This is a genomic window from Clostridium sp. (assembly GCF_051650885.1).
Lineage (GTDB): Bacteria > Bacillota > Clostridia > Clostridiales > Clostridiaceae > Clostridium.
The window spans coordinates 1-22,943 of sequence record NZ_JBOFRG010000112.1 but is presented as its reverse complement, the minus strand read 5'-3'; the positions used below and the strand labels follow the sequence as shown (position 1 = coordinate 22,943).

The 22,943-nt window shown below is 27.1% G+C and carries 19 protein-coding genes, 2 pseudogenes and 1 CRISPR repeat array; all 21 genes and pseudogenes read right to left on the bottom strand.

The window, feature by feature from the left end; genetic code table 11:
• Positions 1 to 3: 3 nt before the first annotated feature.
• Positions 4 to 183 (bottom strand): annotated as a pseudogene (locus ACRC28_RS05465) (hypothetical protein); the annotation flags it as partial.
• A 37-nt stretch (positions 184 to 220) separates the two neighbouring features.
• On the bottom strand, positions 221 to 1,573 hold the full coding sequence (locus tag ACRC28_RS05460) for a reverse transcriptase domain-containing protein (RefSeq protein WP_438542439.1): 1,353 nt from the start codon (positions 1,571 to 1,573) through the stop codon (positions 221 to 223).
• A 12-nt stretch (positions 1,574 to 1,585) separates the two neighbouring features.
• On the bottom strand, positions 1,586 to 3,307 hold the full coding sequence (locus tag ACRC28_RS05455; protein WP_438542438.1) for an AAA family ATPase: 1,722 nt from the start codon (positions 3,305 to 3,307) through the stop codon (positions 1,586 to 1,588).
• Positions 3,308 to 3,361: 54 nt separating this feature from the next.
• Positions 3,362 to 4,057: a CRISPR direct-repeat array (repeat unit 37 nt; unit sequence GTGGAAATACCCTTTGTGGGTCAATATGCTTTTCTAT).
• Positions 4,058 to 4,406: 349 nt separating this feature from the next.
• Positions 4,407 to 6,170, bottom strand: coding sequence for a TIGR03986 family type III CRISPR-associated RAMP protein (locus tag ACRC28_RS05450; protein WP_438542437.1), 1,764 nt, complete (start codon positions 6,168 to 6,170; stop codon positions 4,407 to 4,409).
• On the bottom strand, positions 6,163 to 6,552 hold the full coding sequence (locus ACRC28_RS05445; RefSeq protein WP_438542436.1) for a hypothetical protein: 390 nt from the start codon (positions 6,550 to 6,552) through the stop codon (positions 6,163 to 6,165). Before ACRC28_RS05445 ends, ACRC28_RS05450 begins: the two co-directional genes overlap by 8 nt.
• Before the next feature lie 6 nt (positions 6,553 to 6,558).
• A complete protein-coding gene (locus ACRC28_RS05440) occupies positions 6,559 to 7,812 on the bottom strand; it encodes an RAMP superfamily CRISPR-associated protein (RefSeq protein WP_438542435.1) in 1,254 nt (417 codons plus the stop codon).
• Positions 7,812 to 9,350 carry an RAMP superfamily CRISPR-associated protein gene (locus ACRC28_RS05435; protein ID WP_438542434.1) on the bottom strand — a complete coding sequence of 513 codons (1,539 nt, stop codon included), beginning with the start codon at positions 9,348 to 9,350 and terminating at the stop codon, positions 7,812 to 7,814. Before ACRC28_RS05435 ends, ACRC28_RS05440 begins: the two co-directional genes overlap by 1 nt.
• Positions 9,351 to 9,374: 24 nt before the next feature.
• A complete protein-coding gene (locus ACRC28_RS05430) occupies positions 9,375 to 9,965 on the bottom strand; it encodes an RAMP superfamily CRISPR-associated protein (protein ID WP_438542433.1) in 591 nt (196 codons plus the stop codon).
• 14 nt (positions 9,966 to 9,979) lie between these two features.
• The gene (locus tag ACRC28_RS05425; protein ID WP_438542432.1) at positions 9,980 to 11,422 is read right to left on the bottom strand and encodes a hypothetical protein; all 1,443 of its coding nucleotides are present in this window, start codon (positions 11,420 to 11,422) and stop codon (positions 9,980 to 9,982) included.
• A gap of 129 nt (positions 11,423 to 11,551) precedes the next feature.
• Positions 11,552 to 12,457: a CRISPR system precrRNA processing endoribonuclease RAMP protein Cas6 gene (cas6, locus tag ACRC28_RS05420; RefSeq protein WP_438542431.1), complete on the bottom strand. Its 906-nt coding sequence runs from the start codon at positions 12,455 to 12,457 to the stop codon at positions 11,552 to 11,554.
• 88 nt (positions 12,458 to 12,545) lie between these two features.
• Positions 12,546 to 14,369 (bottom strand): glycerophosphoryl diester phosphodiesterase membrane domain-containing protein, encoded by a 1,824-nt coding sequence (locus ACRC28_RS05415; protein WP_438542430.1) that lies wholly within the window; start codon positions 14,367 to 14,369, stop codon positions 12,546 to 12,548.
• A 140-nt stretch (positions 14,370 to 14,509) separates the two neighbouring features.
• Complete coding sequence (locus ACRC28_RS05410; RefSeq protein ID WP_438542429.1) at positions 14,510 to 16,618, bottom strand: DUF6923 family protein; 2,109 nt, start codon at positions 16,616 to 16,618, stop codon at positions 14,510 to 14,512.
• Positions 16,619 to 16,631: 13 nt separating this feature from the next.
• Positions 16,632 to 17,075 carry a hypothetical protein gene (locus ACRC28_RS05405; protein ID WP_438542428.1) on the bottom strand — a complete coding sequence of 148 codons (444 nt, stop codon included), beginning with the start codon at positions 17,073 to 17,075 and terminating at the stop codon, positions 16,632 to 16,634.
• Positions 17,076 to 17,135: 60 nt separating this feature from the next.
• A complete protein-coding gene (locus tag ACRC28_RS05400) occupies positions 17,136 to 17,426 on the bottom strand; it encodes a hypothetical protein (protein ID WP_438542427.1) in 291 nt (96 codons plus the stop codon).
• Between the two features lie 22 nt (positions 17,427 to 17,448).
• Positions 17,449 to 17,769, bottom strand: a complete 321-nt coding sequence (locus tag ACRC28_RS05395) for a hypothetical protein (protein WP_438542426.1) — start codon at positions 17,767 to 17,769, stop codon at positions 17,449 to 17,451.
• Between the two features lie 91 nt (positions 17,770 to 17,860).
• Positions 17,861 to 18,502, bottom strand: coding sequence for a leucyl/phenylalanyl-tRNA--protein transferase (gene aat / locus ACRC28_RS05390; RefSeq protein ID WP_438542425.1), 642 nt, complete (start codon positions 18,500 to 18,502; stop codon positions 17,861 to 17,863).
• Between the two features lie 68 nt (positions 18,503 to 18,570).
• Positions 18,571 to 19,620 (bottom strand): flavodoxin domain-containing protein, encoded by a 1,050-nt coding sequence (locus ACRC28_RS05385; RefSeq protein WP_438542424.1) that lies wholly within the window; start codon positions 19,618 to 19,620, stop codon positions 18,571 to 18,573.
• A complete protein-coding gene (locus ACRC28_RS05380; RefSeq protein ID WP_438542423.1) occupies positions 19,607 to 21,310 on the bottom strand; it encodes an ABC transporter ATP-binding protein in 1,704 nt (567 codons plus the stop codon). Before ACRC28_RS05380 ends, ACRC28_RS05385 begins: the two co-directional genes overlap by 14 nt.
• 125 nt (positions 21,311 to 21,435) lie before the next feature.
• Positions 21,436 to 21,891 carry a hypothetical protein gene (locus ACRC28_RS05375; RefSeq protein WP_438542422.1) on the bottom strand — a complete coding sequence of 152 codons (456 nt, stop codon included), beginning with the start codon at positions 21,889 to 21,891 and terminating at the stop codon, positions 21,436 to 21,438.
• Positions 21,866 to 22,525, bottom strand: coding sequence for a DUF3990 domain-containing protein (locus ACRC28_RS05370; RefSeq protein ID WP_438542421.1), 660 nt, complete (start codon positions 22,523 to 22,525; stop codon positions 21,866 to 21,868). The genes ACRC28_RS05375 and ACRC28_RS05370 overlap by 26 nt, the downstream gene beginning before the upstream one ends.
• A gap of 191 nt (positions 22,526 to 22,716) precedes the next feature.
• A pseudogene (locus ACRC28_RS05365) lies at positions 22,717 to 22,943 on the bottom strand (1-deoxy-D-xylulose-5-phosphate synthase); the annotation flags it as partial.

Genomic DNA, 22,943 nt, shown 5'->3' with positions numbered 1-22,943 from the left:
TCCTTAAAAAATATATCTTTCTTTTATCACTCTTTCTTTTTCATTAAAGTAATATGCTTTATTCATACAAGTTTCGCATAAATCAAATATTATAATTGATACAACATCATCAGAAAACTTTGGATTCACTCTTTTTATAAACATACTTTCATTATAAATTTTACTTATCTTGCTTTTCATTTCTTTATAAAGCTTGTCTGTTAATTCATATTCAAAAACACTAAATTGAACTCTTTTCCCATAACCAAATTATTTTATACCCTTCCTCATATTCTTCCTTTATCTCCTCTAAGAAACTCTCAAACCTTTCGTTTTCAACTTTTATTTCTATCTCTTTTATTTCATCAATAGCTTCTAAGTTTAAAAATTTACTTTCATTTAAATACTTTGGATGAATTCCTAAAGGTAGTTTTATAATATTTTCTTTTTCCTCTAAATAATTTTTCTTTGGGAAAATTTCAACTCTTAATTCTTTAAAATACTCTTCCCTTATCTTTTCTAAATATCTTTCTATTTCATCTACCTTATAAAAGGTTTTAAAGAAAAACCATATATGATAGCCTTTCCCTCCTGTCTTTTCCACATATCCATCTATATTTTTAACTTCACCACTTATATTTTCATCTATATCTATTACACCTATATTACTTCTGCCATCTTCTCTTAAAACAGAGATTGCGATACTTTTCTTTCCCTTTAAATGCTCTTTTATATCTCCTAGAGATAATTCTACATCTCTTTTTTTATATTCACTTTCTCCATTATTATTGCTTTCATAGAAATAATCTACCATTTTAAATCTGTTTAATATTTCCTTTTCTTCACCATCTTCAGTCTTTATTTTTTCAAGAAATTCATCTATAGTTTCAAAGTCAAACTCTTCAACAAGTTCTTCTACTATAGTTTCTTCTGATTCTCCTTTTTCTATATATCTATGCACTAATCCATCTAGCTTATTTTTCTTTTTCTCTATATTTTCTCCTAAAAATACAACACTATCCCCAAAACTTCCTAAATAACTTTTACTTTCATTTAGCTTCAGGTTATATTTTTCTAACTGTTTTATAACCTCTTCTAAAGTATTTTTATTTCTTGATAAAATAAAAATATCATCACAAAATCTAATATACTCTAAGTTTTCCCTTTCTAGAAATAGCTTGTCCATGTCTTTCAAATATATATTAGCTAGATAATTGCTCAATGGACTTCCTAACGCTATTCCTTTCCTCTCCATAATTTCTTCTTCTACTTCTAAAACCCGACCAACCTTATTTAAAATATCATATTCAACCCCATAGCTATCTAAAATCTCTAAAATCTTACCTCTATCCATAGACTCAAAGTATTTCTCTATATCAACCTTAAAAAAATACTCATATTTATCTATGTTTTCTCTTATAAACTCTATAGCAGCTTTAACTGACTTTCCTTTTACAAAGGAATATACATTCTCCTCTGGTTTTATATACTCTTCTAACTTTTCTTTTAGATATCTTCTCTTGTCTTTGTCATCCTCAGTAAGAATTATAATATCTCTTTCTTTGCCATTCTTATCTTTTATACTATTTAACATTCCCCACTCCTCCTAAATAATACTTGTAAAGAATCTTTCATAAACTAATTCTTGGCTAATATCTAAAACAATTAAATTTCTACGACTTCTAGTTAAACCAGTATATATAAGCTCATTATTCTCTGACTTACCTCCTGATATAAGTATAATTACAGTTTCTCTTTCCCATCCCTTAAAGCTATGAATTGTACTAAATATCGGCTTATCTACAACTTTAAAGTTATACTTTCTATTCCTTCTTATTTCATTTAGTGAATTCATTATCTTTACTCTATTGTTATATGATTTTTTTAAAATCTCATCATACTCTTCCTTTTCCTCAAATGTACTCATAAGATTTTTCTCTTTAAAAACTTTTTCAAATATATACTTCAAATTCCGTCCTTCTTCTACTTTTGATGTTAGAAATACTATATTTTCATTTTTAATTTTATTAAACACATCTGTTAATTTATAAACATAATCTATACCTTCTTCTAAATTTCCAATTTTTTTATAATCAATAAATTGATCCATTCCAAATAAACTATCGTATATAAGCTCTTCTTCACTATCTAATTCATACTTCTTTTTTAAAAATTCTCTTTGAAATTTCAATGCAACTTCTGCAAGTTTTCCTCCCACTCTAAAACTTTTATTTAAGGTCCTCCAATTCCCACGCACATTTGTTTTTACTTTTCTTAGTGAATCTAATTCTCTTTCATATATGTTTTGCTTTTCATCACCAAACAAAACATACTCACCATTTTCTTTTAGAAAATATTTTTTTATTATCCTTTGCCAATTTATTTCATAATCTTGAATTTCATCTATTAAAATACAATCATATTTTTCTATCTTATCCACTCCATCTTCAAATACATTTATATCATTAAAGCTTTCCTTTGAAATTACTATGTCAAGCTCCCTGCCTTTATCAATAATAAACTTATGATAATGCTTTATTTCAATTGTAAATTCCCTTCCCTCATATAAATTTTGTATTATTCCCAAAATATAAGTTCTTAAAGTAATATTATACGTAAGAATTATCACCTTCGGGTTTCTTTTTCCTAACGCTTTTACTCTTTCTATTCCATTGATAACTCTATGAGCTAAAACAACTGTCTTTCCAGCCCCTGCAACTCCCTTTATCTTGCTATCTCCTTCCCTGCTTATTGCAGATGCACTTTGTCCTTTACTTAAAAATACCCTTGGAAAAGTAATCTTTTCTATCTTCTCCCCTTTTAACTTCACTATAAATTCATCATAAATTTCCTTTGTAAAAAGATTATTCTCTTTAGAAAATACTTCCTTAACCTTTTCTACTAACTTCTCAACCTCCCTCTTACAGAAAACGTATACATGGTTGTCAAAAATAAAATTTTCCTTGCACGCCTCCTCTTCTTCCATAAAATAAATAAAACACTTAACTACTCCATAAACACTACTTTTATAAACTTTAGCTTTAAGTAAACTCTCCATATGAAATGAAAACAAACTATCCTTACATTCCTTAACCTTTACAATAGGATTTAATTTTATCTTTTTCTCTAAAAGTATCCCCCTTTTATCATACTCCTTTGCCCCACTTACTCTCAAATCCGATAAAGAAACTAAAATTACACCACATTTTTCCTTAACTAAAACAATATCTAGCATTTCACCATTTAAAAACGGCTTAAAAAATATTTTTACATCCTGCTCTAAATTTTTCTTAAAACAACTTAAAATTTGATACTCTTCTTTTCTCATATCCTTCACATCCTTTTATCATATAATTTATCAAACTTCACTTCTTAATCTTTTGTAAAAATATTCTTTGTGGGTCAATATGCTTTTCTATGGTCACTTTTCCTTATTGATAACATTCAAAAGTGTTTGTGGAAATACCCTTTGTGGGTCAATATGCTTTTCTATTAGCTGCTATCATAGGGTTCCCTTTTATAATCGAGTGGTGGAAATACCCTTTGTGGGTCAATATGCTTTTCTATGAAGAATACTCTATTAGAAAAAGTTTTTTGTGTGCTGTGGAAATACCCTTTGTGGGTCAATATGCTTTTCTATTGCAATAATTGGATTTCCTGTCATCATTGAGTGTTTGTGGAAATACCCTTTGTGGGTCAATATGCTTTTCTATATGGAATCAGAGTTTAGAGACCAGTTGGTTAGTTCGTGGAAATACCCTTTGTGGGTCAATATGCTTTTCTATAAAACTAAAGGCCGCTACGACAAAAGTTATCTTTGGGTGGAAATACCCTTTGTGGGTCAATATGCTTTTCTATGAAATAAACACAGATGTTTCTAAGTTAAGTTGTTGTGTGGAAATACCCTTTGTGGGTCAATATGCTTTTCTATAGTAACACCAGAAGAGGCTGCAAGAAAAGCTTCTAAGTGGAAATACCCTTTGTGGGTCAATATGCTTTTCTATAAAAACATCTTAAATGTATATCATCAAAATCTTTATAGTGGAAATACCCTTTGTGGGTCAATATGCTTTTCTATAGCACCCTCTTTAAAGCCTCTATTCTCAATGCCTAAACAACTTGTTTTGGAAAACCTTTTTCATTTTTGAGTTTTTAACCTAATTTTATACTTATTTTACCTTTGTCCTTTAAGCTCTTATCCAAGCTTTAATTTAGATATTTCAAGACCTTAAGCTTATTTTTGAAAAACCTAAGGGGTTGGCAAGCCTTTTTTAGGTTTTCTTATTTGTTTTAGATGAAGAAACTTTTCTCCATCTAAAACTTCTTATTTTTATTATACCATTTTTTTACATCAATTCAATATCTATATTTCTCAAATTTTTAATTATATTTATTTAATTATTTTTTTTTAATATAATTCAATGTTTTTATTCTAATGTTTTTAAAAGTTCTTCTACATCATCTAATGATTCTGATTTTGCATAATTTCCTACTTGTAGATATTTCACTTTATTTAAATCTCTTATTACTTTTTTACTCATTACTCCAAGTAGTATTTGCACCGATTTTTCTTTATCTAAATTTATACTAAACTCTTTTTTTACATATTTTTTATATTCTTTTATATACTCACTTACATTTTCATACTCTTTTTCATTTTCAAAAAATAAATTTTCTAATGAATACTCTTTTTCCATATCTAATGATAACTCTATATTTTTAATTTTTATTCTTCCGTAGCCATAAGGTTTACCTTTCCCTATCTGCTGATATCCTCTTCCATCTAGCTTTAAAGCATAAATCAAAAGTCCTAGCTCATCTTTATATAAGTTATTAAATCTTATCTCACCCTTAAAGGTTTTACCTTTTTCTAAAACTTCTTCATAAGAATTTACATTTGCATCTTTATTTAAAAATTCTGCTTTAGCATTTTTAAGCCAATAAAACTTTCTTCCTCTTAAACTTATTTTACTGCTACTGTAAGTTTGATTTTCACCTAAATATGCTTTATAACAACTTGCTTTAGGACTTGCTAATAACATTTCTTTTATCTGTACATTTCCATTTCTTCCATCTACAACAGCATCTAAAAATGATATTCTACTTTTAAGCTTTTCATTTTTTTCTCCATAATTTATAAATCCAAATAATGCTTTTTGATAATCGAAACATTCCATATGATTTTTATTTAATCCATCTTTTATAGATTTGCTATAGAACACTTTTATTGTATGTGTGAAAGATAAATTTGTAACCTCTTTTCCATTATGAGTAAAGAAGCATGTTCTTAACCCTTCTTCTCTTTCTTCTTTATTCGGATCTTTTTTCTTTCCTTTTATATCTTCTTCTAAGTTAAATCCTACATTTTCTGACACAAAATGATTTATATAAAATTCCATATTCTTTTTAGGAATCTTGTATTTTTTACTTTCATCTTTTTCATTTAAAATATAGTGATACACTTTTACATTCTTCTTACTTCCAAATTTATTTGAATTCATTAGAACTCCAGGTAGATACCCGTTTCCATTTCCAATAGTAACATTTTTATTATTATCAACTTTAAAGTTAACTCTTTTTTGATATGGTTTGTAGTTTCTATCTTTTAAATCTTCTCCATATTTTTTTGCTATATTATTATGAACTCTAAAGTAAGTTTTACTTTCACTTCCAACTCTTTTTTCTTTAGCAGGGTATACATAATACTCCTTTCCTTCTTTTACTATATATCCCCCCTTTACATTTCCGTAATCTATAATCATACTATTATTAAATTTTGCAGGGGTTTTTTTATCTACTATTTTGCCATATTCTTTATCTAATATTTTTTCTGCTTCTGAATTTTTAGAATTCATTGTTCTTCTGTATAAATATCTTCCATCTTCAATTTCATCATCAAATGAGCATAGCCCAAGAGTTAATACGTTGCTTCGTATAACTCCTCTTATACTTGAACCTGGGATAGTTTGTTTTCCTTCTATGTTTGTGTTAAACCTTGAAGTTTTTTCTCCTTCTTTTAAGCCTGAGCTTATTATAAGTTCATTATCATTTTCTATTTCATAAGTTATACTTCCTGATAAAAGCTCTTCATTTATGTCATTTTCTTTTGGAATATCCTTTATATTTTCATATCTTTTTATAACTTTATCACTAAAAGGAATAAAGTTGTATGGAGATGTTATACTACCCATTTTCTTTTTCTCCTCTCACTAAGTCGTATGCTCTAAAGTATTTTATAAATACTTGCCCATCATCATCTTTTTCTAAATATTTTTTTATCTTTACCTTTTTATACCCTTTAAACTTATCTTCTCTTATTAAGCTTTCAGCCTCTATAAACTTGTCCTTTTCTTCGTCTAAATGAAGTACTGCTTTTAATCCTTTGTTTAAAGTAAATATTTTTATTTCTCCATCTTTTGAGAATATACTTCCTTCCCACAAATTTTCTATATTAATGTCTTCTAAGCTTTCATTTATAACAACTTTATTTTTATAATATAAAATATTTTTATCTAAATTATTTTCTTTTGCTTTAATTACTATATCTTCTATTTTTATAATCTCACTTCTCATAATCTATCACCCTTTAATAGAAATCATTTCTTTTAATTCATCTTTATTTTCTATATTTTTATTTTTTATATCCATAGTTGCTTTTAAGTTTCCTGTTTCTATCTTTATAGTGTCTCCTTCTAAGTAACCTCTTCCTATAGATTTTCCACTTCCAAGCTGGATTTTACCTTCTGCTAAATCCTTTATTGTATATAATAGTATCTCTACTATTTTTTTATCTTTCTTTTCTTCTCCAGTCTTTTTGTATATTATTTTAAAAGCTACTTCTCCTTTAACAGGTATTTCTTCTATTAATGCACTATTTCTTGCACCACCTGTTAATCTATCTATTTTAATTCTTGTTTGAATTTTTTCTACATTTGCACCTTCAAGTTCTATATCACTAAAGAATATTCTTCCACTTTTATTATTTTTCTTATCCATTCCACCAAAAGCTTCAAGGATAAGCTTTTCTTCATTTAGCATTTTTGCTATTTTTTCAAATTTATTTTTTATAGCTCCCTTTATTGATGAACCTGGTATTATAGGCATTTTTGAATTTCTTATATTCATTTTATCTGCCTTATTAAAATCAAGTTCCCCTATTGCACTTATTAGAATTGGTGTCTTACATCTTCCCTTAAATGTAAAGATATAATTTTTATTTACTTCAATTTCTTTTTTATATTTAAACTTTTCAAATTCATCCTTTTCTTTATCTAAATTTATATATTTTATTAAATCTTCTTTTTTTTCTAAATTTAATTCTAAAATTTCTGCTTTTTCTACTTTGAAAATTCCAGCACCATTTGTTTTGTTCATTCCAAATCTTATTATTTCTTTGTCTATTCCTCGTACTATTTTTCCTATTATTTTTTTAAATTCTTCATTTTCTTCTTCATTTTCTGAAAATACTTTAAGATTTATTTTAAGCTTTGCACCATCTTCTACATAATCTCGTATAAAGTATGCTCCCTCTTCTACTAAACCATCTTCACCAATTCTTATACCAGGTCTATACACTATTTTTGAATTTTCTATAACACTATCAAAAACTATGATTTTGCTTTCTTTTTCTTTTCCAAAAAGTAATGTAGCTATATTTTCTCCATACTCTTCTTCTGTAAAGTTTCTTAAAGCTCCTCCAACACTTGAGCCTGGAACATATGAATTGTTGTTATCATCAACTAAAATCTCTTCATCATCAGCTATTTTAAAAGGTCCTATGCTTTCTAAATCTATTCTAAAAAATGATACTATTTTATTACCTTTTAACCCCATTACTCTACCTCTTTTCTCAATATATATCTAAATACTGATTCTAATTCTAAAAGCTTAAACTCAAATAATTCTTCCTCATTTAAATTGCACTTTACTCCATTTAAATTAAAATCCTTTATCCCGTAGTCTTCTCTTAAATCTTTCTTATTGATTTCTCTCTTGATAAATTCAATAGAATCTGTCCCATCAATTTTAAGGCTTTTTAACTGATTGTATGCATCCTTAACTCTTTTTTCTTCTGGTTTTAAATGTTTTAAATACGCTTTTATTGATGCAATTATTTCTGATTTTTTATTTTCTTCCCCGTTATCTTTTATCTTTACATTTTTTATTTTAGTAAGGATTTTTCCAATTTGATTTTTATTTACTTCAGCTTTATCTCTTTTATAGTTTTCTAAAGTTTTTTCAACTATTTTCTTTCTTATTTTGCTTATAGAGATTTTATTTACTATGTTTTGAAGCATTTCTTCTTCATCACTAGAAAGTTTTATTTTTTTGTCTTCTACTTTTTCTTCTACTATATTCTTTTTAATTTTTTCTATATCTAAGCTTTCTAATATCTTAACTTCTCCAAAGCCTTCTATTACTCTTAATCCTATACCTTTATTTTCAAATTCTTTTAGTTTTTCTTCCTTTAAACTTCCTCTTATTTTATAAACTAAAATACTTCCTTTTTTTAATCCATAATATTGTGGTAGTTTAACACCAAGTTTGTTATTAAAGCCTCCTATTAAAGTTTCCTCACATTCTTTTTTAACTAAAGTTACTTCCTCTAAATCTAGACTTTCTTTTAGTTCTTTTTCTAAAATATAATTTATAACTTGTCCATACTCATCAATAAAAATACAATCTGATGCTAGATACACTATCATTTCTTCTTCAATAGCTTTCTTTTCATCTTCTTTTATTTCTACTTCTTCAATTAAAACTTTTCCATACCCGCTTCCTTTTGAGCCACCAATATAAAAGTTTCCATTTTTTATTATGTTTAAAATTTCTTTTTTATCTTCTTCTTTTTCATAAATTATTTCTGATATGAATACTTGTCCTTTTTTAATCCCTTCATATCTAAACATTTTTTTTCTTTCTTTATTTATATGAAGGTTATATATTTTTTCTACATCAAGTCCTTTTACATTGCCTTCAAAACAATCTAAATAATTTGAGCACTCAAACTTTTCATACTCTTCTTCTACATTTTTATTCACCGAACTTTTTAAACTTACTTCAATACCATCCTTATATAAATTCTCATCTTTTTTTTCTATATAAAGTTCCTTTACTGTAGGCATGCTTCTTTTTCCATTAATCTCTTTATATCCATTTCTAAACTCTAGACTTCCATTTAAAAATAACTCTTGTCCTATTTTATCTTCATCTAAGTCTAAACCCTTTAGCTCTAAATAGTTTTTTATAAAGGCTCCTCTAATAGCACTTCCACTAATATAATCTATACTCTCTGTATTTGTTATTTGTGTCAATGCAGTTGTTAGCTTTATATCTTCTTTGCATAAAATCCTCAAATATATTTTTTCCACCTTTAATTTACCTCCTTTTCTATACTAATTTAATCCTTTTATACTACATTCAATTTCACCCTTACCACGGTTTCCCATAAGTCCAATATGCTTTAATGTTCCTAATGCTAATCTTATAAGTTCTTCTTCTTTTTCAGTTAACTCTTTATCTACTTCAATTTTCCCGTTCAATACAAGCCCCTTTTTTAAAACTCTTATTTTTCTTAATGAGCCGTCTTTTGCTACGCCCTCTTTATCAATTGCTGTAAAGTTTCTTACATTTGTCATAGCTTCTAAAACTTCTTTTGAATCTATATTTCCATTTAACACTTCATTTTTTATTACATTTTTCAAATTTTCTCCAACTGTGAAATCTGAAAAATATATCTTACTTTCTCCACCATCTTTTTTATACCCAAACAAATTATTTACTAGCTCTTTTGGATATTCTTCTTTTAAAAGTCTTGAAATATTTTCTCCCTCTTCTCTAAGCTTTCCTTTAAAGGTTTTTCCTTTTAAATAAGGTAGTCCATATTCATCATATACAATATCAAAATCTATATATCCTGGTGTTGATTTTCCACTTCCTAATATAGCTTCTGACTTAAACTCTATTTTTATTGAATATTCCTTCATTTCTCATTCTCCTTTTACATTAAATCCATTATCTCTATTGCATCAAAAAATATTGATGTTGCTTTTTTATTTTCCTCAAATAATCCTATACTTGAAACCTTATTTGATTTTAGTTTTCCTCTTATATCAAAAAACTTTTCTAATCTATAAATTGATATATATTTTTCAAACTCTTTCTTTCCTAAATTCATAGCTTCTCTTACACCTTTAACTTTATTTCTTGCAGTTTCACTATTTTTTATTTTTCTAAAAACAATATTTAAAGTTTCTAAATTTCTTACTTCATCATCTTTTGAATTTATATACAATGGTCTCATATTTAATTTTAAATCCCCTAGATTATATAACTCTTTTCTTATTTCATATAAAGACTTATCCTGTTCTCCTTGAACCATATGCCAGTCAATTAAGGATGTATCTATGCCCTTTTCTTTTATTTCTGTTTTACAGTTTTCACATAACTCTTTTGCAAACTTATATGCTTTTGAAAATGGATATCTCGCCTTTACAAAGGCTATCCCTGCTACTGCATTTAATTCTATCTCTTCTCCATCTATTTCTACTTTTTCCTCTTTTATTTTTTTTATAAATTCTTTAGTTACTTCTATCCCTATATCAGCTCGTGTTATTATTATCAATTCACCACTAGCTAGTATAATAGGTCGTATCCCTATATTTTTTTCTTCTTTTTTTAGATTATCAATTCTTTCATCTATAATACTTAAAAATGCAAACTCATAAACTTCCTTTATTCGTTCACTTAACTCATTTATATTTTTTATATATTTTTTATTATTTCCTCTATCTTTTTCTATCTCTTTCTTATATTTTTTAGAAATCTTTTTAAATCTATTCTCTATATTGTTCCCCTCTATACGGATAACAGCCATATAGGATTTATTATTTTTTTTAAATTCATCTTGCCCATCCATAAAGTAATCTTCAAAATCTTCAAATTTACCATATGCTCCTTTTGCTCTTTCAAGCTTTATTTTCACTTCCTGACTTACATATTTATTAGATACTTTATCTGTCGCTGGAAGGCCTGTAAACTGGCAATTTTCTTCAATCCCAATTGAAATTTGTCTAGTATTTTTTGAGTTTTTCTTTTTATCTAATAAACTATATAACTCCCTTACCGTCTCTACCGCATTATCTTTTTTATAATCAATCTGAGTAGCTACAAAGTAACAATCTATCCCCTCAAATTGTCTTAAAATTTTCTCACTTGTTTCTTCAATGAAATTTTTCCCTTTTTCTTCACTTTTAAATTCTAATATAATATTTTCTCTCTCTTTTATAATTGTGCTACCTTCATATTTTTTTGATATTTCCTCATAAAATTCTTCTATTAAATATTCTATTATTTTTGAAGCTCCTATACTTGCATCTAATTCATTATTCTTAAAAATAAAATCTTCCTTTTTTTCTATTCCTATTAAGACCATATAACTCATAAATAGCTCATTCCCTTCTATATTACTTTTAACTTCATAGCTTTTAATTCTTTTTTATTTATAACTATACTTTTTTTTGAATTTTTATTCCTTTTACTTTTCTTATCTCTATCCTCTTTCTATCTTTTATTAATACAAGATATAGTTTCCAAGTCCCATAGATGTCATTTTTCCAACGTTAATAACTTCTCCTGCTATCAACAGTTCTTTTGCTTTATAATTCAAATTCTCAATTTCTAATATACCCTTTATTCCACCAGTATTTAAAAGTTCTTTCTTCCTCATTGAGTACCTATTCGATGAATTCCAATTAATATTTTTTGATTTAATCTTTATCTCTACTTCATCAAAACCTTCAACTAATTTTCCTTCAAAGGCATTAAGTGCTATAAGCCTTCTTTTAATTAATTTAATTAAATCTTCCTCATTTAAATCATCTGAAATTTTCTTATTCTTTTTAAATCTAATATTTGACATTATATTTATATACTCTAGTTCATCATCTATTTGAAGCCTTTTCTTTATATATTCCTTTAGATTTTCTTTTTTTATATTCTCATTTTCTATTTTTCCATTTTCATATATGCTTTCATTTTTATAATTTTTAACCCATTTTAATTTATATTTATTTTTTTCCATTCCCTTTGCTTTTCCAACTACTTCTATTCCTTTTATTATTTGCTTTATATATGCACTTCCACTTCCAAATAAAATTATTGTAAATTTCAACTCATCATCTTTCATATATACTTCTTTTTTATCATCACATATACTTGTAAACACTGCCCCTTCTTTTTCTCCTATAAATGAAATATCTGCTTTATACTTTTTATATAAAACATTTTTTACTATACAGTCTTCATGACAAATGCAATTTTCACAGTTTCTATCATTCTTTATACAATTATTTTCTAAAAGCCCTTCCCCAATAATTCCTCTTATTGCCGAACCTTTAAACTCATTTAATTTACTTTTTTCTAAAAATTCAATATTAAAATTTAATCTAAAATAATTTATATTAAATATAAATACCACCCCCTTACCATATTTTACTATATATTGTTTTTATGTATTACAAAAAGTCCATAGTTTTTACTTCTATGGACTTCTCATATTCTTCATCTTAAATATTTAAGTATTTTGTTATATTCAATATACCATCATAGTACATTGTTACATAATCTTTTTTCTTTTCTTTTTTCATATCTTCTATTGTATTTTTTATTGCCTGCACTTTGTCTGTTATGATGTTGTCTACTCCATCATATATCATTTTTTCTGCTAGATTATCATTGTTTACTGTGAATACATGGACTTCTTTTCCTAATGCTTTAAATGCATATACTAAGCTTTGTGATATTCTTGAGCTTTCTACACTTACAAAGTCCACATTATATAAGCCTATATCTCCTGCCATTGCCAGAAGTACAAAGCCTGTTTTTAACTCTGGTGCTAGCCTTTCTGTTTCTTCTAAGGATTTATAATCTATTGATGATATTACTACATCATCTTCCATGTTGTATTTTTTTATTAACTCTACAACTTCTTCTACTAATTTATCATTATCTTTCATTGGTTTTAGTTCTATGTTTAATTTTATTTTCCCTTTACTTTCTTTTAATATTTCTTCAAGTGTTGGAATTTTTTCTCCTTTATATGCATTGCTATAGTATGAGCCCGCATCTACTTCTGAGACTTCATCTAAATCCATTTCTTTTATTTTTCTATTTGTTCCGTCTATTCTTTTTAATGTTTTATCATGGAAAAGAACAACTTCATTATCTTTTGTTGTCATTACATCTATTTCTGCATAATCTGCCCCTTCTTTTACCGCCTCTTTTACCGCTGCCATTGTATTTTCTGGAGCATTACTTGAACCTCTATGAGCTGTAATTTCAACTTCTTTGTTTATCTTTCCCCTTATATTTACACTATTAAGATTATAGATAGTTACTCCTGCAAATAAAATTACTATAATTACAGGGATTATTCTTTTTATTTTTTCTATTCTTGTATATGCTTTTTTCTCATTGTAATTTACTTTTTCTATAAACTTTCTTTCAATACAATCTTCACTTCTTAATCTATAATAAATTGATATTAAAAATTGAGTAAATAATCCTGTATATAATAAGCTTACTATTACATAAATCACTGTAAAAATTGTTATCATAAAAATTAAAAATACTTTTGCTTTAAAGGTTGTATCTCCTAGCATATTTCCTATAACTATTCCAAACAGAGTTATTCCTCCAAATAAAAGTCCTCTTAAAATTCCTATTCCAATTTCCCAAAATATTATAGAACTTAAAAGTCCAATTCTATTTTTCTTATACATTTTATAACTTTTTTTAAGTGCTTTTTTCCCACGAACCTTTTCAATTGCTATTGTAGGAATTGCTAAAATCCATCTTAGTAATAACAATATTAATACAACTATAATTATTCCATATAATATTTTTCCACCTAAAGTTTTACTTAATTCTATTGTTACAAAAGGTGGTATTGTAAATTCTTTTATAAGAGAGCTGCACATTCCCATACTAAACCATGGTCCTACAAAACCAACTATTATTATAAGTGGTATTATGCTAAAGCCTATTGTATCTTTTAAAATGTTGAAGCTATTTACTACCCCTTCTAAAAGCTTTACCTTTTCTTTTCTATGGGATTTTACCCCTATATATGTTAATGCTCCTATCTCAAAAAAGACCATTAAAAATGAAATTATAAGTAATATTCCTATACAAAATATTCCTTCCTTAGTTAAGCTAAATTTTAAAATTTCTTTATTGCTTATTACATCTACCCCTGTATTTTTTATAAAATATTCTAATATAAAATAATTTATAGGGATTAGTATAAACATAGTTAATATTCTATATGCCATTTCAAATATTACTACTTGTCCTAAATTAACTTTAAAATTCTCTAAGCTTTCTCTCATTATATTTAAAAAGGGTAGCTTATTATTTTTACTAATCTAAATCACCACCTTTAAAATTTTTCTTATTTCTTAAATTAATATTAACATATAATGTGTATTTTATAACATTTTCATTACATTATTTATAAAATATTAAGCTTTTATTTGCAACTATAGGTACAGGTTGTACTACAATCACAAACTGTTTCTGTACATGTTGTGCAGTCAAAACAATTACATCCAACTGTACATGGTGGTGAATCTGTACAAAACATATTGTTATTATTTAAAATATTATATTTATCTATTAATACCTTTGTTCCTATAACTAAAACCTCATAGTTTTTCTTCTGCTCAAAGGATGTATAATTACTAGCCTTTATTTCAAATCTATCTATCCCTACATAATCATAGTATGGTGAATAATTAAAGCTTCCTGTTGATGAATTTAAATTTACAACTCCCCCTTCTGGGATTGATGATACTGTATAAGTTACAGACGGACTTACTGAAAATGGTCCATATTGTCCACTTATTGGTGTACTTATTGGTGTTATTAACATTTCATATTCTGTACAACTTCCCCCTTCACAAGTAGGTATAGGACAAGTGCAGGTTGATGGAACTGTTGTTTTGCATATATTTATTAAATAATCCTCTACTTCCCCATCACTTGCTGGACCGTAAGACCTTGTATCCTCTTTTGTTAAGTCTCCTGTATTGCTATTTGCTAATGTATCTGTTGTTAATCTTGTTCTTATAAAGGTATACCCTTCTTTTAGCTTTGTTCCATATGGAACATTATAATTTATCACTTTTACTTGTGGTAATGTACTGCTAGCTACAGTTACGGTATAAGATTCATTTCCTTCAAAAATTCCATCATTATTTAAATCTATCCAACTGTAAAGCTTAGCTACACTTCCAGTATTATTGAATACACTTATTGTAAATGTATATGTCTTATCTAAAGTACAAATCGGATTTAATGGAAGGGTTACCCCATCATCTACATCTCCTGTTGCTGTACTGTTTTGAAGTCCATCTTGTTCACTAGTTTCACTATTTCCAATTTTAATAGTGCTAAAAATCGCATGTCTTGGTCCATTATTCTCTAGAAGAGTTCTGTAATTATTCTTTTTAAAAATATTACTTGTATTTGGAGCGTCTCCAAAATCTATTAATAATTTAGCAAGTGAGCAACTAAATCCATCATTAAAGTTAGATATCTGTGCTTCTGAAAAAAAACTTCCTATAGCTACTCCACCTACTATCGGAGTTTTTATTCTATATACATTCCCTGTTCCATTATTTATAAAATAAAGATTTCCATCACCATCTGAAAAAGCCGCCCCATATCCACCTCCTGGAACTCCTGATAAAGGGAAATTTACTTTAGCTCCAGTCCTTGGATTAATTCTAACTAAGTTACTTCCTGAAATTGCATATAAAAAATTATCTGTATTATATGTCCAGTCTACAAAATTAGGTGTTCCTATTGCAGTTCCAAAATTACTTGTTTCAAGATTAAAATTAACAGGGTCAACTAATTGTCCATAAGTCGCTTTATTCTGATCTGATAAATCTATTACATAGTATCTACTCCCATTTGCTGCAACTATATACATATACCCATCTGGTGATATAGCTCCTACATTGTATCCTGCATTAGGTAGATTATTTACAATACCTATCTGTGTCATTGTTTTATCACTTTGAATTCTATATAAAATATTATTATCCATAATATATCCAAAATTATCTTTTGGATTGTATCCTGCTGCATTAAAGGTAATAGTATTTGATAAACTTCCTAAATTAACTGTATTCCCTGTTACAAGATTTATTTTATAAAGGTTTGATGGACTATCTGCTACTTGATATGCAACAAAATCACATACAAACTGATTTTCACCTATGCTATGTCCAAAGTTATTTCCTCCAAAAGATGTATTACTGTTTATTTGAGCTTGTGTTATTGATATAGCTTTAAACCTTGGTGTGTTTGAATAATTAAAACCATTTGGTTGCGTAAATATTGTTGGTGGACATGATGCATTAGTTGTTGTTACTGTTTCATAAACTCTATATGTTCCTGGTATTGTAATATTTGAAAAGGTATATACTCCACTTCCATTTGTGTTTCCTTGTATACAAATCCCATTTAAATATAATACTACACGTACACCTGATATTCCTGGCTCTCCAGCATTTAAAACACCATTTTTATTAATATCATTAAAAATTGTTCCTGTTATTGTACTTGGCATATTTCATTTCCCCTTATCTTAAAATATGATTTTTAGTATCAATCAAGAAATATTTTTTAGCCTTTTTATTATAAAATAAGTAATATGGTATACATCTAACCTTAAGCTTTCCAAGTAAAACTAAATTATCATCTATTCCTACTGGATTATATATGATACTTGCATAATGGTTTATCTTTCTTTCATTACAACAACTGTCATCAAAAAATTTATCTAAACACACTATTTTAGGAAAGCATTTTACTGAGTCTATTAACTTTCTTATATTACAAAGCCTTGTATTCAAATTGCACATTAAAGAATTAAATAGATTTGTTTTTAATACTGGATCTTTAATTTGTGCTATAGAATTTAATATATTACAATCTACAATCTTTTCTATTGCTCTTGTTATATTTTTTTCTGATTCAATCATTGAACTTAAAGAATCATACATATCATTACACCTACATCTCATCTAACCTTCCTCCTTTTTATATTTAAAAAGGCTAAAAAAATTAGCCTTTTACTCTTTATTTTAACAATTTATGCTACATGGATTTATATTCTTGTCTGCTGCATACTTTTTAGCTGCTGCTGTAATTAAAGCTGCTGCTGAAGCTTCCTTGCTTGCATATGCTGGTAATATTGAATTTAATAAATCTAATTTTCCAGCTGGCGTTGTTTGTGCAGTTATAAGTGCCACAACCCCATTTGTCGTATCTCCAAAATATTTTGCCATACAATCTAATATTCCTGCTTCTGCTTCAACAATTGCTTGAATAGATGTACTATCTGTAATTGTAGTTGGTACTACTGGATATGCCATTTTAAAATCACTCCTTTATAATTTATTTGCCACAAGCTGAACAACTTGTACCAGTCTGACTTTCATTTACACCTGTTGCTATATTTTTATCTACTACTATAAGACTTGATAATGAATTAACTACTTTAGCCATAGAACATTCCTTACAAGAAATACTGTTTAAAACTTGACTCATTAAACTTAATCTATCTGCTGCACTAGTTGTTGTGTCTGCAAGTATTGGTGTAACAAAATCATTACAAAGAATTTGATTTAAATCTTGAAGAAGACTTGCTTCTGATACAACTATTAAATCAACTGACTCTGCAAATGTTAAATCTGGAATTGAAATTGGATAAGCCATATTAATTTCCTCCTTAGCTTTTTATAATATATTGTATAAAATCACCTCTATTTTTGTGCAAAAAAAAAGATAAATGTCATAATTTATCTTTTTACTCACCTATCATTTTTTTATATTCTTTAAAACTTACATATTCTCCCCCCATACTTTCTAAATGATCTGTATGGAACTGACAATCTATAAACTTAAATTTATTTTCTTCTAATATTTTTGCTAAATATATTAAAGCTATCTTAGAGCCATTTGGAATTTTTGAAAACATACTTTCACCAAAGAAGCATTTATGGATTACAACTCCATAAATTCCACCAACTAACTTTCCTTCTTTTAGAACTTCTACACTTAAAGCAAAACCTTTTTTATGTAAATTTATATAAGCTTCCTTCATTTCTTCTGTTATCCAAGTTCCCTCTGCTTTTTCACGAAGTTCCTTACATGCTGATATTACACCTTCAAAATCTTTATTTACATTAACAGTAAAATCTTTTTTATTTAAGACTCTTCTCATAGATTTTGATATTCTAATATTTTCTGGTCTTATAATATATCTTTCCTTAGGGCACCACCAAAGTATAGGCTCATCTTCATTAAACCATGGAAAAATTCCATTTTCATAAGCTAAGATAAGTCTCTCCGCTGATAAATCTCCTCCAACTGCTAAAAGCCCATCTTCTTCTGCCATTTCAGGCATAGGAAAAGATATTTCTCTTTCATCTAATCTATATACTGGCATTTTCACTTTCCTTCTTTCTAAAAAAAGGCTGTAATTTTAAAACAGCCTTTAGTAAAATTCTCATTCTATTATACCTTTATTTTTAATGTCTGCCTATAACATCCACCTAATTCTTTAAACCTCTGATTTATAGCCTCTATCCTTTTAATTTTAAATTTCATTACATATAAATTTACTTCTAGCTTTTCAAGCATTTCTTTACTTATCCTACGTTTTTTTATTATTTCAAAGTATTCTTCCCCTTTAAATTCTACCTCTTCAATTTCTCCATCTATCTGCAAACCACAAAGCTTATTAAAGCCTTCAAAATCATTGTATATAGCTATCCCTGCATTTTTATTTTTATAAAGATTTGCAAATTTTACGCCACCTTCTGAAATAAAGTATAAATTCCCTTTATAAAATATATATTCTAAAGGCGTTGCTCTTTGAGATTTTCCGTCCCCTGTTGATAAGACACACATATGCTTTTTCTCTATAAAATCAAAAATTATTTCTGCTACTATATTTTTATCTAAAACCTTTCTTCTTAGTTCAATTTGCCTTTTTATTTCTAAACCAATTTCTACAACTGATTTTTCATTATAAAGGTTTAAATCTCCAAATGGTATATTAAGTCCTAGCTTTGCACTTATTTTTTCACAAAAAAATTTTAATCCCTTATAATCTTTTTCTGATAGTTCTTTTTCTTTTATTTCTCCATACAAAGAAGCCTTCATCACAAAGGCTCCCTTTAATTTTTCTTCCATTCTATCTAAGTAACTAAGCCCTTTTTCTCCTATCATATTTATAGCACAAGCATATACTTTCTTTTTCTTGAGCCATGCTTCATTTTCATCTACAAACTTTTCTATAGATGGTAATAGCCTTTCTATATATACTGGAGAGATGAATATAAAGTTATCATAAATATCTTTGTATTCTTCTTTAAAATCCTTTGGCTTTATACTTTTAGAATATCCTATTATTTTTTCTAAAATATGGACTATCTTTTCTGTACTTCCATATTTGCTATCATAAATTATTAAATTATACACGAATGTTCCACTCCCATTAAAATTCTTTCTATCAATGTATTCTTTTTTATTTTTTATGATATTAATTTTAGTTTTCTCCATGAAGAGTTTTATAAATTCCTTCTTTCATTAGAAGTTCCTTGTGAGTTCCTCTTTCTTCAATTCCATTTTCACTTAAGACAATTATTTCATCTGCATTTTTAATAGTTGTTAATCTATGAGCTACTATTAAATTTGTTCTATCCTTGCTTAACTCTTCTAAGGATTCTTGAATTTCTCTTTCCGTTACATTATCAAGTGCAGAGGTTGCTTCATCTAAAATTATTATTGGTGGGTTTTTAAGAAAAATTCTTGCTATTGAAATTCTTTGCTTTTGTCCTCCTGATAATTTAACACCTCTTTCTCCTATAAAGGTTTCATATCCTTCCTCAAGACTGGTTATAAAATCATGAATTCTAGCTTTTTTACAAGCCTCTATCACTTCTTCATCACTTGCTTTTCCTTTTCCAACTAAGATATTTTCCTTTATTGTTCCTGTAAATAAAAATACATCTTGTGCAACTATTCCTATATTTTTTCTTAAAGATTCTAATGATACTTCTTTTATATCTACATCATCAATTTTTATAGAGCCCTTATCATAGTCAAAGAATCTTGGTATTAAATTACAAAGTGTAGTTTTTCCTCCACCTGAAGGTCCAACTAAGGCTATAGTTTTTCCTTTTTCTATATCTAAGCTTAAATTATCTAAAACCTTCTTTTTATCTTCATAAGTAAAAGATACATTTTCTATTTTTATATGGCCTTTTACATTTTTAAGCTCTTTTGGATTTTCCACTTCTTTTTCTTCTTCAATCTCCATTATTTCCATAAATCTTACAAAGCCTGTTTTTCCAAGTTCAAACTGCTCTGTAAAATTCACTAGCTTTTTAATTGGTTGTATAAACATTTTCACATATAAAAGGTAGGCTGCAAAATCACCTAAAGATATCTTTCCTATATAAGTAAAATATCCTCCAATTATTAAAACTACAAGCTCTAAAATATCAATTCCAAAAAGTATTCCTGAAAAGAATACAGACATAGCCTTTAAGGCTTCATTTCTTGCTTTTTTAAATACATTATTTTCGGTTTTAAACTTCTCCATTTCAGTATCATAATTGCAAAAAGCCTTAGTTACACGTACTCCCGAAATACTATTTTCTAAGCTAGCATTAACATCTCCAACAGCTACTCTTGATTCTAAAAACTTTTCACTCATCTTTTTTCTTTTCATTATTGCAAATAATAATACAAATGGAAGTATGCAAAAGATTATTAAAGTAAGCTCTAAATTTATTCCAATTAATATAAAGAATGACCCTACTAAAAGAATAACTGATATAAAAATATCCTCTGGTCCATGATGTGCAAGCTCTGAAACTTCCATTAAATCATTTATTATTCTTGACATAATTACACCAATCTTATTATCACTGAAATAAGAATTTGGAAGCTTTTGAAGGTGTGAGAAAACCTCTTCTCTCATATCTCCTTGCATATTAACTCCTAAAATATGACCATAATATTGCATAAAATAGTTAAGTCCCATCTTAACTACAAATATTAAAAATAAAGTTATTCCAAATACTACAAGCATTCTTGTATCCTTATTTGGAACAACTTCATCAATAATGCTTCTACTTATCATAGGATAAGCTAAATCACATAATGCAACTATAAAAGCTGCAAGTAAATCAAGTATAAATAGCCTTTTATACGGCTTATAATACTTTATAAATTTCTTCATCATAAATTTCCCCCCTCGTTCCCTTATTTTTAATTACAAATTATACCATTTATATTTTGAATTTACAATAGACTTTTACTACATTCAAAAGTAATAAAAGCTATAAGAACTTATCTCGTCTTATAGCTTTACTTAACTAAAATCTCTTCAAAATTTATTTTTATATTATTCATTTCAATACTATCTTCTAATACATATAAAGAATCTACCGTATGATATATTTTATAATGTGAATATACTTGTTCTATACCATCTCTTCCCCATAACTTACTTATATCTTTTCCTTTTAATATAGTTCTATTACTCCAATCTTGCATGCAGTATCCAAGCCAGTACATTCTTTCTTTCTCATACTCTTTATCTTCTTTTTTATACTCTATTTTCTTTACATTATTTTCTTCTAAAAACTCTTCCATATAATAATATGGACTTTGTGAGTACCATTGTCCTCTATATTCTTCTATTCCTATTTTATAATTACTTTCTAAAGCTTTTAATAAAAAATCAATAGGTTCTAAATTATATTCAACAGATGCCTTAAAGAACCTTCCTAAATGTCTACAAGCTATAACTGTTTCCTTCAACTGCATCCTCCTTTCCTAGTTCATCAAAATATTTCCCTACATTACCATATTTTTTTCTAATGAATTTCATTTTCTCTTTCATTATTGATTTTTTTAATTTTATTTCACTTGAATAATACTCTTTGTCTACATCATCAAGCTCTATACTTTCAATAAATTTTATAGCTTCAATAGCTTTTTTACTTCTTAAATTATATTGAATATCTAAATCCATAGAGTTTAAAGATTGAATACAATGATCCAGTGTTATTGTATTTTCAAAAAACATATTCATCGTATCAAACATTCTATCATCTGCTGTAGGTCCAAGTATTACATCATATTTATTTAAATCCTTGTACTTTTCTTCTAAATATTTTCTAAGCTCCTCATTATCAATAAGCCCTCTATTATAAGCAATAAATAATATCCAATTAATATCTAAATCAAAAGTTAATGATTCTAGCCTCTCAGTATTTAATATATATTTATTTACTAAAGCTTCTTTATCTACCTTTCTCGTTGACCAGCTTTTTGCCATTTCAATATTCGTAGTTGCATAAAAACCAATTCCAAAATCACTAAATTTTCTCCCACCATCATATCTTGGATTATCTATTTTCTTATCACTTCCATGATAAATTATTAACTTCATCTTTCTCACCTGCCTAGTATCTTTATTTTAAATTATACCATAGTTTATAGTTTTCTATTCTATCTTCTAATACTTAATCTCTCAATCTCTCTCATTGATTTAAAAATTTCCTATCAAAAGTAAAACTTGCCCTAAACTCAGGGCAGGTTTTATTTTTTAATTTTCTTTAAGCACTTTTTCTTTTAAAATTCCTATTTTCTTAAACTTTTAATATCTTCAACTATTAATTCAGGTTTTAAGTGATATCTTTCATAAAGTTCATTTATAGGAGTTCCATCTGTAAATTCTTTAGTTGCTCCATAGTTTAGAACCTTCATTTCTTTATCTCCATAGAATCTAGTTATTTTTTCACCAAATCCACCATCTAAGATACCATCTTCTAATGTTATTACTACATCATGGTCTTTAGTTAAATCTT